The sequence below is a fragment of the Pedobacter sp. UYP30 genome, from assembly GCF_040547165.1.
In the GTDB taxonomy this organism is placed as follows: Bacteria; Bacteroidota; Bacteroidia; order Sphingobacteriales; family Sphingobacteriaceae; genus Pedobacter.
This window is the reverse complement of record NZ_JBEPPD010000011.1, coordinates 57,840-74,959: the sequence shown is the minus strand read 5'-3', so window position 1 is coordinate 74,959 and position 17,120 is coordinate 57,840. Positions and strand designations below refer to the sequence as shown.

The 17,120-nt window shown below is 37.9% G+C and carries 7 protein-coding genes; 6 read left to right on the top strand and 1 reads right to left on the bottom strand.

Annotated features, from left to right (window positions below; translation table 11 throughout):
* Positions 1 to 285 precede the first annotated feature (285 nt).
* The gene (locus tag ABIB40_RS13200; protein ID WP_354359813.1) at positions 286 to 4,461 is read right to left on the bottom strand and encodes a hybrid sensor histidine kinase/response regulator transcription factor; all 4,176 of its coding nucleotides are present in this window, start codon (positions 4,459 to 4,461) and stop codon (positions 286 to 288) included.
* A 503-nt stretch (positions 4,462 to 4,964) separates the two neighbouring features.
* Here ABIB40_RS13200 and ABIB40_RS13195 point away from each other — a divergent pair.
* From ABIB40_RS13195 to ABIB40_RS13165, 6 genes are all read left to right on the top strand, one after another.
* Positions 4,965 to 6,956, top strand: coding sequence for a sialate O-acetylesterase (locus ABIB40_RS13195; protein WP_354359811.1), 1,992 nt, complete (start codon positions 4,965 to 4,967; stop codon positions 6,954 to 6,956).
* Positions 6,957 to 7,129: 173 nt separating this feature from the next.
* Complete coding sequence (locus ABIB40_RS13190) at positions 7,130 to 7,333, top strand: hypothetical protein (RefSeq protein WP_354359809.1); 204 nt, start codon at positions 7,130 to 7,132, stop codon at positions 7,331 to 7,333.
* A gap of 221 nt (positions 7,334 to 7,554) precedes the next feature.
* Complete coding sequence (locus tag ABIB40_RS13185; RefSeq protein ID WP_354359807.1) at positions 7,555 to 9,696, top strand: glycoside hydrolase family 31 protein; 2,142 nt, start codon at positions 7,555 to 7,557, stop codon at positions 9,694 to 9,696.
* Positions 9,697 to 9,767: 71 nt separating this feature from the next.
* A complete protein-coding gene (locus ABIB40_RS13180) occupies positions 9,768 to 11,279 on the top strand; it encodes a rhamnogalacturonidase (RefSeq protein WP_354359805.1) in 1,512 nt (503 codons plus the stop codon).
* Between the two features lie 372 nt (positions 11,280 to 11,651).
* Positions 11,652 to 13,097, top strand: coding sequence for an arylsulfatase B (locus ABIB40_RS13175; protein WP_354359803.1), 1,446 nt, complete (start codon positions 11,652 to 11,654; stop codon positions 13,095 to 13,097).
* Between the two features lie 827 nt (positions 13,098 to 13,924).
* Positions 13,925 to 17,098 (top strand): SusC/RagA family TonB-linked outer membrane protein, encoded by a 3,174-nt coding sequence (locus ABIB40_RS13165; RefSeq protein ID WP_502931062.1) that lies wholly within the window; start codon positions 13,925 to 13,927, stop codon positions 17,096 to 17,098.
* The last annotated feature ends 22 nt before the right edge of the window (positions 17,099 to 17,120 follow it).

Sequence of the window (17,120 nt, the reverse complement as noted above, 5' to 3'; positions counted from 1 at the left end):
TTTTTACATGCTTAAAGCCCCAATTAAAATTTGGGGCTTTTTTGTGGTGTGAATTTTTTTAAAAATGCCAGCCACCCGTTTGGTGTGCTTTCTAATTGGTAGGAAAATTAATCTTTAATTGTCTGAATCAGGATAAGGTGGCTTAAAAGATTTCTTTCTCTCGCAACAAATCTAATCCTATAATATTCAAATCTTTAAAATCCTGATTTAGACTAAGCGAATTCGGTAAAACGGTGGTTAATAATTAAACGCAGGTTAAAAAATAAGTTATCGTTACCTAAGTTTTTAATCTATGCGCTTCTCGTTTTTCAATGCTTGCATAAATTGCAAAGGCGATTTTCCATACTGTCTTTTAAATGTTCTAGAAAAATTAGAACTACTCTGTAACCCAACTTTATCGGCAACCTCATTCATGGTTATATCTTCATGCGTCATCAGTTGGATTGCCCTTTTTAACCTTACCGTTCTAATAAATTCTCCCACAGATTGGTCAGAGATGCTTTTTATTTTTTGATAAAGTTTGGTTCGGCTAATAAAAAGATGGCTGCATAAAAAATCTACATCTAAATCTTGCTGCTGTATGTTTTCTTCGATAAGGTCTACCAATTTAGATAAGAAAGTTTTATCTTTTTCTGTTTGCACAAGCTCTGTTGCCTCCGATAGGTAGTTGTTGGTATATTGTTCTTTTAGTTTTTCTCTTTGTAAAAAGATATTGTTAATGGTTAACAATAAAAGCTCAGAACTTAGCGGTTTGGAAAAGTAATAATCAGCTCCAGATTCCATGCCTTCAATTTTACTTTCTAATGCATCTTTTGCCGATAAAATTATAAAAGGAACATGTCTAGTTTCGAAAGCCTCTTTTATTATTCTGCAAAACTCTATCCCATTCATTTTTGGCATCATTACATCGCTAATAATCAAGTCTGGAATTTTATCTTTTGCCATTTCTACTGCTGCACTTCCATCTTCAGCCTGTACGATATTGTAATATGGGCTTAATATCTGGGTTAAGAAATTGCGAAGTTCTTGATTGTCATCAACCAAAAGAATACTTTTTTTACCATTTGAGGGCTGTAAACTGCGTTGCTCTAAAAAGTCGACTAAAGGAAGCTGCACAGAATTATCTATGGGCTCTAGTTGTGTTTGAAATTCGTTTTTAGCTGCCGCTTTTTCTGTCTCCGTGTAAAAGTTTTGCCCCCACGGAATTGCGATAATAATCTCGGTCCCCTTAAATCGCTCACTGCGCACATAAATATTGCCCTTATGCATTAATGTTAGGCTTTTAACCAGCGCCAACCCAACGCCAGAACCCAAGTGGTTTTTACTAATGCGGTAATAACGCTCGAAAATTTGGGTGAGCGATTCTTCTGAAATCCCGATGCCAGAGTCTGCAACTCTAAAATAGATATAGTTATCGGCCTGGAAATTTTCATTTAAAATTTTGAAACCGTTTAGGAATGAAGATTTAAGTTGGTTAATGTCTGTGGCGATGTCGAACGACACGTTCCCACCGTTATCGGTATATTTAAATGAATTGTTTAGAAGGTTAAATAGAATTTTCTCTAAAATCTGGCTGTCAAACCAGCCGATAATTTCTTTATTGGCATTTTCTTTAGTATAATCGGTTACGGTAAAACCGATGTTTTTTACTGTTGCCAAGTGCTGAAACTCTGCCGCTACCTCTTGGCAGAATCGACTGACAGATAATTCTTGTATCTGTAATTTAATTACGCTATCGGCAACCTTTTTAAAATTCATCAACTCGCTAATAAGATTGATCAGCCTTTTTGCATTTTTAAGCATAAGCTGATAAGAATTGTTTAGATGAGAGTCTTTGTTTTCGTTTATAAGACTTTCTAGCGGGCCGAGTATTAGTGTTAAAGGCGTTCTAAATTCGTGAGAAATGTTTGTAAAAAACATCAACTGTTGCTGATATAGTTCTTCTTTTTGTAGGTGCATCTCCTCTCTTTTTTCTTCGTTCAGCGCTCGTACCTCAATTTCTCTTTTTAATCTGTGCCACCTGCCCTGATAGATATAAATGCTAACCAAAATCGAAAAAATAAGCAGAAAATAAACAATTTTTGCAAAATTTGATTTCCACCAAGGAGGGATAATTTCGAAGGTTATTTCTTTGGTTACCTTGCTCCAAACATCGTCGTTATTAGAGGCTTGCACAACAAATTTGTACGTATCGTTGTCCAGGTTGTTGTAGGCAGCGCTGGGGTTTTTACCATCGGTGTATTTCCATTCCTTATCAAAACCAATAAGTTTATACCTGTATTTACACTTTAGCGGGTTTGCGTAATGCATGGCAGAAAAGAAAACCACAAAGTTGTTTTGAAGGTAGTTTAAGGCGATTTTTTTTGAGTAAGTTATGGCCTGGCTTAAAGAATCATTGTTAGAAGTGCCATAATGAGGGCTACGGTTGTTTATTAAAATATCTGTAATAGTAGGTTCTGGTAAGATCTTATTAGATATAATCTCAGAAGGCTGGAAGTAGTTCAAACCATTTATGCCGCCAAAATAAAGACGACCATCTGCATCTTTGTAAGAGGCATTTACTTTAAAGCTGTTTCCCTGTAGGCCGTCGTTTTTATCGTATCTCGTAAGTTTACCTGTCTTAATGCTCAGTTTTTGAAGTCCATTGCCGCCCATCCAAATGTTGTCAGCATCGTCAATTTCCATGCTCTCCACGTCGTTAAAAACGCCATGTTCCTGCCCAAATATTTTTATGTCGTAGCGATTGTTTGCCTTGAGCAATAAATTATTTAGACCACCGCCAATGGTGCCAATCCAATAAGTACTGTCATTTTGCTTAACGATAGGGTAGGTATAGTTAGAACTTAATGAATTAGCGGCAGAAGACGCTTTGTACAAAAATTGTTTAACAACATTACCGCTTTTATCTACAATTAATCTTTTAAGCCCTTGCGTAGACGAAATTAGAAGTTGAGGTTTGTTTTTATCGGCAAAGATAAAAAAGCCGCCCAAGCCATAATATTTTACGTGGTATTGGTTTTGTCCATCTTTCCAAATCACTCCAAATTTATCTACGTGGTTTCCAAACCAAATGTTTCCATAATAATCTTTGGTGATGCAATCAATTACATGGTTGGGGAAATTTTCAGATCCGGTTGGCTTCCAAAGATCTGTCTTGTTAGCTTTTAATATTTCGATTCCGCTTGCGCTGCCAATCCACAAATTTTTATCATTATCTAAAGTTAACGCTGTAATTTCATCACTTTTTAATTTCAGTTGTGTATTCGAGATTTTATAATGCCCGAAAGATTCCGTCTTAAAATTGTATAAGTTTAAACCATTGGCAGTGGTGCCAATCCACAGGTCATTTCCGTTTGCAAGTATAGATCTAATATGGTTTCCAGAGAGAGAATTCTGGTTTTCGGCGCTGTGGCGAAGTGTGTAAAACAATTTTTCGTTCAGATCAAAATAGTTTACCCCGCCACCAAAAGTGCATACCCAAAAGCAATCAGAACGGTCTATAAATATTTTGTCAATGGTATTTGAGTTTAAGCTATGTGGCGAGTCTCTATTTTTAATTATTTGGATAATTTTTAAATTGCTGTCTAGCCGCAATAAACTAGACGAGGTACTTAGCCATAAGTTAGACATGTTGTCCTTTAATATGCCTTTAATTTTTCCAGGCGCCGGAATCCTAACTTGTGCCGTCACTTTAAATGTTTTGCCTTCTCCATCTCTTTTCGTTACAAAGAGTTTATCGTTAGAGGCGAGAATTAAATTGTTTGATTTATCAAAATATGCGTAGGTAAATACACTAGAGGGCGTGCCTGTAATCGAAACAGACGTCAGGTTTCCCCGAATATCTAAGGTCCATAAACCTAAATTACTTGTCACAAATACAACTCCATTGTTGTTTTGGGTTATGCTTGTGCATTCGAAACCATTAGGCACTTTTACCGATTTTTCTACAATAGCGCGGTTATTTAAATTAAATAATCTAATTTTATTTTCGGTGCGGCCAACTAAGACATTGCCAGAGAGTTTGTATATTTTGTCGAAAATTGGCTGTTCTTTGCCATTGCTTACGTAATCGATGTATTTTTCTGTTTTAGAATCGAAACATTGTAGTCCTGCCTCTGTGCCCAACCATATATTTCCGTCGGCCTCTGGGAAAATACAGTTTATCCTATTTTTAAAAGCATTGTTTACGGGTTCGTTACTGTTGTAGAATTTCTTAATGGTATAACCATCATACCTGTCTAAACCAAAAAATGTGGCAATCCAAATAAACCCCTTGCTGTCTTGCGCAATATCGTTCGCATCTGTATGAGAAAGACCATCATCTACCGTTAAATAGTTAAACTTAAAAGGAAAGGATTGTGCTTTAGCGCCGATAGACGATAAGATAAAGGCTATCGTAAGGAAAAAGCATAAAAAAAAGGTTGTCTTAATATTAAAAAAGATAGAATTTACATGATTCATTAAAGTTTATGATTTAAGCTTAAAGACTGACAAATACTTAACTTTTGTTTGGTAATTTTTAAAGTAGAAAGACGTTTTAAATGGTTGCTCAAATTTAACATTCTGTAACGAAATACCTGTATTTAATCTCTTAAATGTTAGCACGAAAACCAATGTTTTTTTAATATTTGAGTCTTGGTAAATCATTTCTATAACTATTCAGAGCAGTGTACATTGCCAAATGGGTAATATGGGATTGATAACCATAAAAAAGAGGCTAACTAAGGTGGCCAATTGTATGCCGATTAATTAATTGACGTGAACATAAATTACTATAGAAGACGCAATAAGATCTTAATGGTGCTAATATTTCTAATTTATGTTTAAATAGACAAATAGTTAGGACGTTTTTAAGCGGAATATGCGAAGAATTTTTTGCTTTTTTGTAAAAACCAATCGAGTAGAACATTTTTTACCGAAATCTAGCTTTCTTACAAATGATTACTTTATAAAATTTATTTCTTATGATCAAATTTTTTCTTTGTTTTGCATCGTTTTTTTTAACGTTCATTGCGCATCCGCGCAAGGCCGATGAGCCAACAACATTAAAGATAAACCACCTATTTTCTAACAATATGGTGCTACAACAAAATGACCATGTTGCCATTTGGGGAACTACCAAACCAGACCATGAGGTAGTTGTTTCTGCAAGTTGGGGCAAACAAGTTACTACAAAAGCAAAGGCCAATGGCAATTGGATGCTCAAAATACAAACGCCCAAAGCCGGTGGTCCATACACCATTTCGGTTAAAAGCAACAACGAGCAAATAAGCATAAAAGATGTTTTAATAGGGGAGGTCTGGCTCGCATCTGGGCAGTCGAATATGGATATTCCTCTTAGCGGTTGGCTGCCGAAAGATTCTATTGTTGGGTCTAAAGAAGAAATTGCCAAGGCCAATTATCCCAACATTAGATTTTACAAAGTTCCCTTTGGCATAGCAGCTACTCCCCAAGATTCTGTTGGGGGCGATTGGGTTGCTTTAACACCAAAAAATGCAGGCAACGTTAGTGCAACAGCTTTTTTTTATGCAAAAAAGCTTCAAAAAGAGCTGGGCGTTCCTATCGGGATTATACAGTCTAGCATTGGTGGCACGCCTGTAGAAGCATGGACAAGCGGCGAGAGTCTTAAAAAACAAGGAGATTTTAACAAAGAAATAGACCGTTTGGTAAGAACACAATCTGCCTCTAATTCATGGCTTGCAGAATGGCCAAAATTAGCCCTGCCCGAAAACGGAGACCAATGGAAAAGAATTACGTTTGATGACGTAAAGGCAAGCGAGCCAAAATTAGACGATTCAAAATGGACAGATATAAAGTTGCCGGGAAGATTTGATAGATTAGAGTCAGGAGAATTTGATGGAGCAGCTTGGGTTAGGCGCACGTTTACAATAACCGATTTGAGCAAAGATTATAAATTCCACCTAGACGGCGTTGACGACATGGATGAGACATTTATCAATGGAAAAGTTATTGGTAGTATGGTAGGAAGCGGAGTTGCCAATGCACCGAGGGACTATGATATTCCAAATAATATGTTGGTTCTAGGCAAAAATAGCATAGCCATTAGGCTGATAGACAATGGTGGTCCAGGGTCGGTTTCTGGTAAGATGATGATGACAAATGGAAATGAAACCATAGATTTGAGTGGCGAATGGAAATTTAAGCTTGTCTCAGAGATAATTGATGGCCATTTTTTAGTGTATGGGTTAAATGCAGATTTGGGAGGGCGGGCAAACCTTTCTAAAATAAATAGCAATTCTCCAAGTTCACTTTTCAATGCGATGGTTAACCCATTAATTCCCTACTCTGTAAAAGGAATAATTTGGTACCAAGGAGAATCTAATGTGGGCAGGGGCAAACAATATGAAACGCTTTTTCCACTTATGATAGCCGACTGGAGAGAAAAGTGGGCAGCACAACTTCCATTTTATTTTGTGCAATTAGCGCCGTATAACTATACGGATCCTTTGCAGCACGAAAAAGGAAATGAAATTAAGAACGCCCAGCGTATAGCACTATCGGTACCCAACACGGGCATGGTGGTTACCTTAGACATTGGGCGCTTAGAGTCTGCGCATCCCACGCACAAGAGAGAAGTTGGCGATAGATTGGTGCGGTTTGCATTGAAAAATCAATATGGTCGTAATTTGGTTGCTTCTGGGCCGCTTTATAAAAGCGTTAAACCCGTGGGCAATCAAATGTTCATCTCTTTTGAAAAAGGTTCGATTGGGAGCGGCTTAATGGCGAAAGATAATAAGCTTACCGATTTTGAGATTGCAGGCGCAGACAAAGTCTTTCATCCGGCGAAAGCCAAAATAAAAGGAAACCAAGTAGAAGTGAGCAGCCCCGAAATAAAAAAACCAGTTTACGTACGGTACGCTTGGAAGGATACGGCGTTCGCATCGTTATTTAATAAAGAAGGTTTGCCCGCATCTATGTTTACATCAGAAAATTAGGTGAGAAAGATTAAAGAATTGTAATATTGAATCGTAGATTTGGTATGAACTAAACAAATATAAAACCTGATATGAGCGTGCGAATACCTTAAGTTTTAGCAGAGAAGAAAGTTTTAGCAGAGAAGAAAATTTGTTAACGTTTCCCCTTGTAAATAAAAAACAGAACAGAAAGCATGGAAACTGATTTAGTTTTAAATGGGGCAAAGATTTTAAAAGGGACTAAACTAATTACGATGTCTGCCAGCTCTATAAAGGCAAAGAACAAATTGAGCAAAAACTCTGAAAATGTGGTTAAGATAAACGAAACTGAAGTGATACCGAAGACGAACAAATTATTGTGCCACCAGCCTCTATCACCATTTATCAATGTAAAATAAGTAAGTAAATCTGGTCCTAAAAATTGATCCGCTTGATTAGACCTATATAATAGTCAATTATGATAAAAAATTACCCCTGCAATACTCATTTTATTTGTGGTTGGTTCTCTAGTTGTGCAAGGGCAAGAAGATGGGTAAACAAAAATTTTTGTAAAAAAATAGTAAGCTTTTGATTTTTTAAGTATTGAAATGAGATAACTCCGTTATCGACCACAAAAAATATGAAAAAATACGTTATAACTACGCTGTCGTTAATTATTTCATTTAATGCGGTATTCGGTCAGTCTGCATTACAAATTGAAACCGTTGCGCCAGGAGTTAAAAAAATTCATACCGGCGTTGTAGAAAAATTTGGGCCTTATGGTTATGGTGCAGAAGCACCGATGACAGCAAGTCTAAACGAAATGCCCAAAAGTGCATTGCCTTTCAACATAGACGACATTAAAATATCCGTAAATGAAAGAGGTACGCTAGTTGAAATACCGCTTAAAGATGATGAACAATTATATGGTTTCGGCTTGCAGATGGGGTCATTTAATCAGCGGGGATTAAAGGTAAAACCGATAGTAAATGATAACCCTCTAAACGATTTAGGTTACACCCACGGCCCTACAACTTTTTATGTTTCGAACAAAGGTTACGGTATTTTGGTAAATACAGCAAGGTATACCACTTTTTATTGTGGCACAACTTCAAAAATTAACAAGCCAAAAAGTGCTGACGCAGAGGGTGGTGGCAATTCCGTTGAAGAACTGTACAAGAGTAAAGCTACTGTCTCTGGAACAGTTACGGTTGATGTCCCTGGCGCTAAAGGCATAGAGGTTTTCGTTTTTGAAGGGCCAAAATTGTTAGATGTGCTTCGGCGTTACAATCTTTTTTCGGGCGGCGGCACATTGCCAGCCATCTGGGGGCTTGGTGTAAAGTATCGCGTAAAGGCTGATTTTAATCAACAACAAGTCTCTAAAATGGCCGATTATTTTAGATCCAATAAAATTCCATGCGATGTGCTCGGCCTAGAACCGAAGTGGCAAACGCAATCATATTCTTGTTCTTTTGTTTGGAACAAAGATTATTTTCCTTCGCCGAATAAATTTATCGATACGATGAAAACTAAAGGCTTTCGCATTAACTTGTGGGAGCATGCGTTCGTTTCATCCAAGTCGCCGTTATATGAACCGTTAAAATCTAAAGCTGGAAATTACTTGGTTTGGAATGGTCTGGTACCCGATTTTGCCGATAGCGCTGCGAGGAACATCTTTGCAGATTACCATACGAATACGTTTGTTAAGCAAGGTATATCTGGCTTCAAAATGGATGAATGCGATAATTCAAACATCGCTTTTGGCAGCGGTTCTTGGAGCTTTCCAGAAGCAAGTCAGTTTCCTTCGGGCATTGATGGCGAACAAATGCATCAATTATTTGGGCTGCTCTATCAAAAAACAATTTATTCTACTTACAAAAAGCTAAATCAAAGAACGTATTTAGATGTTAGGGCCTCGAACTCATTTGCAAGTCCGTACCCGGCGGCGCTATATAGTGATAGTTATGATCATGAGCAATACATAAACATGATTTTAAACTCAGGTTTTTCTGGCATGTTGTGGTCTCCAGAAGTTAGAGAGTCTAATTCTACAAAAGATTTAATAAGGCGAACCCAAACAGCGGTTCTCTCTGCCCAAACGCTCTTTAATTCTTGGTATTTAAAAAATCCACCTTGGTTACAAATAGACAGAGATAAGAACAATAAAGATATTTTGATGGGTAATGCAAAAGAGATTGAATCTAAAATCCGTAAACTTTTTGAATTTAGAATGAGCCTTATCCCATATCTGTATAGTGCATTTGCAGATTATCATTTCAAAGGAATTCCTCCGTTTCGGGCGCTAGTAGTAGATTATCCAGAAGATCCCAAAACGTTTAAATTATCAGACGAGTATATGATTGGTAAAAGCATTTTGGCGGCACCACTTACAGAAAAAAGCGACGAAAGAAAAGTTTATCTTCCAAAGGGCATTTGGTACGATTATAATACGCACAAAAAGTTTGAAGGTGGCCAAACTTATACCATAAAACCCGCTTTGAGCGAGTTGCCATTGTTTGTTAAAGAAGGTACAATTCTACCTTTGGCCCGCCCTGTTACCAATGTAACGCCGAAGACCGTTTTCGAACTTAACTGCCTTGTGTTTGGCAAGCAGCCAGTAAGCACAACATTGTTTGAGGACGATGGCATAACCTTTAATTACGAGCAAGGATCTTACAACACCGTTACTTTGAAGTGGGATAATGGAAAAGGTAAAATCAGTCGTCAAGGAAATTTTAAACAGAATAAATTTGTTGTAAAAAAGTGGGAGCTGATAGATTGACGATTTTTTTACACGCTATAATACTTGCTCCATCAACCAAATAATATTAAATCAAAAATAAACTAAAAGCTATGTCAAAATTAATTTTTTCTACATTATCGTTTTTAATAATCTCGATAACTTTTTGCAGTGCCAAAAATGCGCCTTACTACAACGTAAAAGATTACGGAGCAAAGGGCGATGGAAAGACACTGGATAATGGTAGCATTAACAAAGCAATAGATGCTGCGGCAAAAAACGGTGGCGGAACTGTTTATTTGCCAGCCGGAACTTATTTGAGCGGGAGCATCCATATAAAAAGCAACATAAATCTTTTTTTAGATGCCGGTTGTATCCTACTTGGAGCGCCACAAAATATGGGCGCTTATGATGCCGAAGAAGATATTGTTGGTAAGCAATATCAAGACGGCGGACACAGCTATTTCCACAACAGTTTAATTTGGGGCGAAAACCTAAAGAACGTATCTATTACCGGTTACGGTATGATAAACGGTGGAGGTTTATCGCGAGAAACTCGAGGAGCAAATGATGGCAAGATCGGAAAGGCAAGTAAAAGCATAGCGCTTAAGCTGTGTAGCAACGTGGTTATTAAAGACATTACTATTTTTCATGGTGGCCACTTTGCTATTTTGGTTACCGGATGCAATATGGTAAAACTAGATAATCTCATCATTGATACCAATAGAGATGGTATTGATATAGATTGTTGTACAAATACGGTGGTGTCTAATTGCATGGTAAATGCGCCCAATGATGATGCAATTTGCCCTAAAAGCTCTTACGCCTTGGGCAGAAAACAACTAACAGAAAATCTTACCATTACCAATTGTCAAGTATCTGGCTATAAAGAGGGCACTTTGATTGATGGTACTTTGGTTCCTCCCATTGGTAGAGCAAATGGACGTATTAAATTTGGCACCGAATCTAACGGAGGATTTAGGAACGTTACGGTGTCTAACTGCACCTTTAAATATTGCTTTGGCTTAGCTTTAGAAGAGGTTGATGGCGGCATAATGGAAAACATTACCATCACAAATTTATCCATGACGAATATTTTCAATTATCCTATTTACATTACTTTGGGAGAGCGACTTCGCGATCCTGATACAAACAGCGTTGCAGTAGGGAAGAACATTATCATTTCTAATATTGTAGCTACCATGGTAGATTCTTTAAGTGGCATCCACATTACGGGTACACCAACCCATTTTTTAGAAGATATTCAGATTAGCGATGTGAGGTTTACGAGCGGCGGCGGCGGCGCAAAAAAGTTGGACAATGTAGATTTTGCCGAATTAGGTAAGGGATATCCAGAAGTCTATAAGCTAAAATCTGCCACACCTGCTTACGGTGTGTTTGCGCGCCACGTAAAAAACTTGCAATTAAACAATATAAATGTAGATTACAAGAAGGAAGATAAACGACCTGCAATTTATTGTGCAGATATCAACGGTTTGGAAATTAATCATTTCAAAGCTAAAGTTTCAGAAGGGATTGCGGCTGGGGTATTTAAACAGATTAAGGATTTTAAAACTTATAATTCGCCAGTTTTAAATGATGTAACTGAAAATAAGATACAATGATTGGGTGAAAATAATTAATGAACCTTGATTTTTGAGGACCCCGAAATTGTTAATCATTTGTAAAAAAAAGAGAGGTGTTTTTTTGTTAGCCAGTTATAAATCTATGTATTACAGTTATCTGGCCTCATTAAGAAAACAAATGCCAAACATATAATAATCAAATAAATTGTTGTGCTAACTCCATCGCAATTGCAAGTAAATTCGCTTCTGCCGATCAAATTTCGCCAAAAGATTTAGGCAGAAGAATAGTTTTATCGAGCTTAGCTTCGACTCAATAAAAAGGCTAAATAAGCATCACTAATGGGGAGAGGAGATTTATTTTGTCGGTTAAAAATGATTTTTTAACTTGTGTTTTTATTGAAAAGGCAACACATGGAGTTTAAAAACAAATGGTTTAAGCGGGCATTTTTTTTCGTATTTGCAGTATTGCTCACACCTTGTTTGTTTGCGCAAAAACAGGAGCTCAAAAAGCCTAACATCATCATTATTTTGGTCGATGATATGGGCTGGGGCGATGTGGGTTTCCACGGAAGCGACATTAAAACCCCAAACATTGATGAACTGGCAAAAGAAGGAACGGTATTAAACCATTTTTACACTTCGCCTATATGTTCGCCCACCAGAGCCGGTTTGCTAACAGGGCGCTACCCCAACCGTTTTGGCTTGAGGGAAACGGTAATTCCGCCTTGGAGCAAGTTCGGCGTAGATGTTAATGAGAAATTTTTACCCGAATTATTGAAAAGCGCTGGCTATCAGAACAGGGCCGCATTAGGAAAATGGCATCTAGGCCATGCCAAAAAAGAATACTTGCCGTTAAATAGGGGGTTTACACATTTTTACGGACATTATAACGGAGCAATAGATTATTTCACACACAAGAGGCAAGGTGAGCTAGACTGGCATAACGATTGGCAGACTTCTTTTGATAAAGGTTACAGTACAGACCTAATCTCAAATGAAGCAATAAAATGTATCGAGGATTACTCAAAAGAGGCCTCTCCGTTTTTTTTATATGTAGCTTATAATGCCCCCCATTCTCCTTTACAAGCTAAAAAAGAAGATTTATTGGCCAATGGATATGATGATACCAAGCCAAAAATTGGAAAACCAGAATCCGAAAGTATAGACGGAGAAGAGGGAAGGGGCAACACGCCTAGGCAAACTTATGCCGCCATGGTAAATTGTTTAGACCGCGGAATTGGGCGTATTTTAGCGGAGTTGAAACAGTTGCACATTGATGAAAATACGGTCGTACTTTTTTTTAGTGATAATGGGGCTGCGCCTGGGGGCGGCGGATCCAGCGGGATTTTACGCGGGCATAAATTTCAGGAATGGGATGGAGGTGTAAGAGCCCCGGCAATTATTAAATGGCCAGCAGAATTTAAAGGGGGAACACAGGTAGATCAAGTAATGGGTTATGTGGATGTAGCGCCTACCTTATTAACTATTGCAGGAGCAGGAAAGACGGAACACAAACACTTTGATGGAATCAACATGTTTTCGGTGATTAAAGGCAAACAAAAGGAAATAAAAAGAGACCTATACCTAGGATATGGCAGCTTGGTAAACAATACTTGGAAAATAGTTAAAGCGCATTCTGGAAATCCCCAAATGAAAGAAAAAGACGATAAACTTTTTGACATCCTTAAAGATCCTTCTGAGAAAAAAAATGTAAAAGCCCTTTATCCGGATGTTTACGAGCGCCTATTGAAAACAGTAACGGCTTATGATACCATAAAACCCGATATATTGGTGCCACCATATGCAAAAGGTCGAAAAGGATTTAAAACACCTAAAAACTGGTTGATTGTAGAATAATTCTTAGTGCTCGTTTAAAATTAATTACCTGACTTTCGGTCAGCGGTCTGTTTTAATTTACAATATAAATGTAGATCAAAAAAAGGGAAGATAAACGGTCTGCAATTTATCTTGCCGATATCAACGGTTTGGAAATTAATAATTTCAGAGCTAAAGTTTCAGAAGGGATTGCGGCTGGGCTATTTAAACAGATTAAGGATTTGAAAAGGTGAATTCAAGAAAGTTATAATTCGCCATTTTTAAATGGTGTAGTTGGTGTGTGACGCAGTAGGTTTTTTTTTTAAAAACACGATTTTAAGACTCTGTTTAAATTGAAATAAATAAAATTTCTATGGCCAACTCGGTACTACGTTACCTCGGCGAAAGAAATCTTTTGCCATAAGATTCTGGGTAAAATTATTCCTGGTTTTGAGGTTTCTTCCAGCAATCTAAAAGACGAAATTTTTAAATTAATTACATTGCCTCGAGCTACATGTGCTCTTGTTAATCTACGAAACCAACCACTTCTCTATTTAATTTAAGATTTTTCTAAAAACTAGAAAAAGAAGTATCGGTATGTAAAATATCCCTTCAATTCGCGTTACAACTGCTTTTTGAGTTGGTTGAGCAAGAAATTTTTGTTCTAAAAATAAGGGGAAAAAGATTTTTTTTCTAATCACAGGATAGAGCAGGTTGCCGCTTCGAAAATGTTGGAATAACTTGGCGGAAGCAAATACAGGCGTGATAACCAACCGTTTAGTGTCTAAGTCTGCCGAAGTAGAATTATGAGTTAAAGTCTATTTTCCATATAGGGAGGCGCTTAAATCTTTTTAACCAAATAACAAAAAATGAAAAAAATCTTACTAAGAGCATTTTCTTTATGCAGTATTGTAGCTACGCTGCTACTTTGCATAAGCAGTGTTGCATTTGCACAGAAGGTTGTTACCGGAAAAGTAACAGACCAAACAGACGGAACGCCATTGCCGGGTGTTACTATAAAGTTGAAAGACACCAACATTAATACCACGACAGACTTAAATGGAGCGTTTTCAATTAACGTTAACGAAAAAAGCAATGTGCTTATTTTCAGTTTTTTAGGCTATGAGGTTTCTGAGAAACCGATTGACGCTAAAACCAATACCATTAATGTAAAGCTTATTTCTACTTCGAACGGCCTAAATGATGTAGTGGTTATTGGCTATGGTACCCAAAAAAAATCGGATCTTACCTCGGCTATTGCCTCTGTAAGTGGAAAGAAATTGGAGGGCATGCCCGTTCAAAGTACAGAGTCGTTGCTACAAGGCCAAGTAGCGGGTCTTACCGTAACAAGCAATGGTGGCGAGCCTGGTGACAATGGCCAAATTAGAATACGCGGCGTCGGCACTTTTGGAAACAACAACCCGCTTTACGTGGTGGATGGGATACCAGTAAATAACGGGCTTAATTTTTTAAATCCAAATGATATAGAAAGTGTGCAAGTCTTTAAAGATGCTGCAGCGGCGGCAATCTACGGAAATCGTGCAGCTAACGGAGTTGTGTACATTACCACTAAAAAAGGGCATAGCGGCAAAAGACAGATATCTTTAGACGCCTATTATGGTTTTGCAAAAAATGGTAAGGTGCGCCCGATGGCAGATGCAAAAGAGTTTTTTGATTACGTAAGCCTTAAAGGCCAAGCCGCACCATTGCAAGATCTTTATAATAAGGGCTATAACACCGATTGGGTAGACGCCATCACCCGTACTGGTCAGTCTCAAAATTATAACCTCGCAGTAAAAGGTGGCAACGACGATCATACTTATTTTACCAGTGTTAATTACTCTAAAGTTCTGGGTACTCAGATTAAATCAGACAATGAACGTTTTACCGCTAGGTTAAATAGTACCCACAAATTATTTAACTGGTTTAACGTTAACGAAAATTTAGACATATCTAATGAAATACGCCATAGTAATAACGTTTATGGCCAAGCGAGAAATGTTCCTTCTATCGTGCCTATTTATAAGACACAAGATGAAATCAACGCACTAGTACCAGCCGATCGGGAGTTAAATCAATATTTTGATGTGCCCCAAGCAATTAATATCTTAAACAATCCCGTTGCCGGTTCTGCGCGCAACAATGGTACTAATCATTGGTTAAGCCTTTATGGCAATGCACAGGGTATTGTAGACATAGGAAAAATAATCCCCGCAGTGGCCGGGTTGAAATTCACCTCAACCATTGGCTTCGAAAGGATTGATAATGATTCTCATTCTTTCTCTCCAATTTTTAAGTTGGGCAGCAGAGAATATTCTAATAAAACGGGTGTGAATGATAATTTCAATAAATATTTCCATTGGACACTTAACAACTTTCTTTCGTATGATAAAACATTTGGAAAACACACAATAGGATTTACCGGAGGTACAGTTACAGAAGAAGAAGATGGCTATTGGTTTGGAGCAAGTGCCTCAACGGGTATTTCAAATGATCCTTATCTACAAGTGCTAGATGCGCAAACGCTTGATAGAAATAATAGCGGCAGTAAATACAGAAAAGCCTACCAATCGTATGTAGCTCGTGTCAATTACAATTATGATGATCGTTATTTAATACAGGGAAGTATTAGAAGAGATGGCTCTTATCGTTTTGCACCTACCAAACGCTGGGGTACTTTTCCTTCTGTGGGTTTAGGTTGGAGAGTTTCTAACGAAGAATTTTTTAAGGCATTTAAGTCAAAAACCATCAACGACCTAAAAATAAGAGGAAGTTGGGGCCAACTGGGTAATGAGAAAATACAGTCAGACTTTCCTTACCTCTCTCAAATTGCAGGTACCGTTAATCGCGGCTATGTGCTTGGTGGCGTAGGCGGCGATAATTCAAGTAAAGTTTTTGTACAAGGTTACGGCCCTACCAATGCGCCAAATCCAGACCTTACTTGGGAAACAACTTCGTCTACCAACTTAGGTATGGACCTTGCAATGTTCGAGAACAAGCTTAAAATCAGCGCAGATTATTTCTCTCGTTACACAACCAATGTGCTTTATCAAAAAACGTTGCCGCTGTATTCGGGCGTTCCGGCGGCAGACGGTATAGCACCTGTTACCCAATGGGTAAATGGCGCCGAAATAAAATCTCATGGCGTAGAACTCAGTGTAAATTATAGCAATAACATCGGAAAACTTGGGGTGGATTTAGGGTTTATTTTTTCATCCTACAAAGCATCGGTATATAAGTTGAATGATAACATTCCTATACAGGTAAACGATGAGCGGATCCCTACCGTAATACAAATGAAAGAAGGCGATCCACTTGGGGCTTTCTACGGGTATATGGTTGATGGATTTTACAATACATCGGCTGATCTTTTGAATAAAGCTGGAAATGAGATACAACAGGGAGCACAAGTGGGTGATTTTAAATTTCGTGATCTTAATGGCGATGGAGTAGTTAACGATAAAGACAAATCTATTATTGGAAACCCCCAGCCAAAATTTACCTATGCATTTAATTTAAACTTTAATTATGCGGGATTCGATTTGCGTACTTTCTGGACAGGAATGTATGGAAACAAGATATATTCTATTGGCGATATATATTTATCTGGATGGGATGAAGGCGGCCCTCAAAACATTTGGGCAGACGTGGTACCTAATTCTTGGACACCCGAACATACCGACGCTTTATATCCTAAAGTGAGCCCGGGCGGAACTAAAAGAAATTTTGAAAAAGGGCCGGTATCTAACAGCATACAAAATGGATCTTTCTTCAGGTTAAAAAACCTACAGGTTGGCTATACCATTCCATCTGCAAAATTAACTAAAATCGGTATCTCGAATTTGCGAATATATGTTTCTGGAGAAAACCTTTTTGTACTTACAAAGTATAGGGGCGACGACCCAGAGATTGGCAACGGAGTTCGTCTAAATTCAAATGAGGGCGGGCAAGGCAACAGTCCAAGCTATGTGCTAGGCCTAGACTATGGAGATAGATACCCTATTCAAAAAACCTGGGTGGCAGGTATCAATGCTCAATTTTAACCTTGTTTACTACATCATAAAG

Coding starts and splice junctions, on each gene's coding strand:
- ABIB40_RS13195 (WP_354359811.1), top strand. CDS start 4,965: ATGATCAAATTTTTTCTTTGTTTTGCATCGTTTTTTTTAACGTTCATT.
- ABIB40_RS13200 (WP_354359813.1), bottom strand. CDS start 4,461: ATGAATCATGTAAATTCTATCTTTTTTAATATTAAGACAACCTTTTTT.
- ABIB40_RS13175 (WP_354359803.1), top strand. CDS start 11,652: ATGGAGTTTAAAAACAAATGGTTTAAGCGGGCATTTTTTTTCGTATTT.
- ABIB40_RS13185 (WP_354359807.1), top strand. CDS start 7,555: ATGAAAAAATACGTTATAACTACGCTGTCGTTAATTATTTCATTTAAT.
- ABIB40_RS13165 (WP_502931062.1), top strand. CDS start 13,925: ATGAAAAAAATCTTACTAAGAGCATTTTCTTTATGCAGTATTGTAGCT.
- ABIB40_RS13190 (WP_354359809.1), top strand. CDS start 7,130: ATGGAAACTGATTTAGTTTTAAATGGGGCAAAGATTTTAAAAGGGACT.
- ABIB40_RS13180 (WP_354359805.1), top strand. CDS start 9,768: ATGTCAAAATTAATTTTTTCTACATTATCGTTTTTAATAATCTCGATA.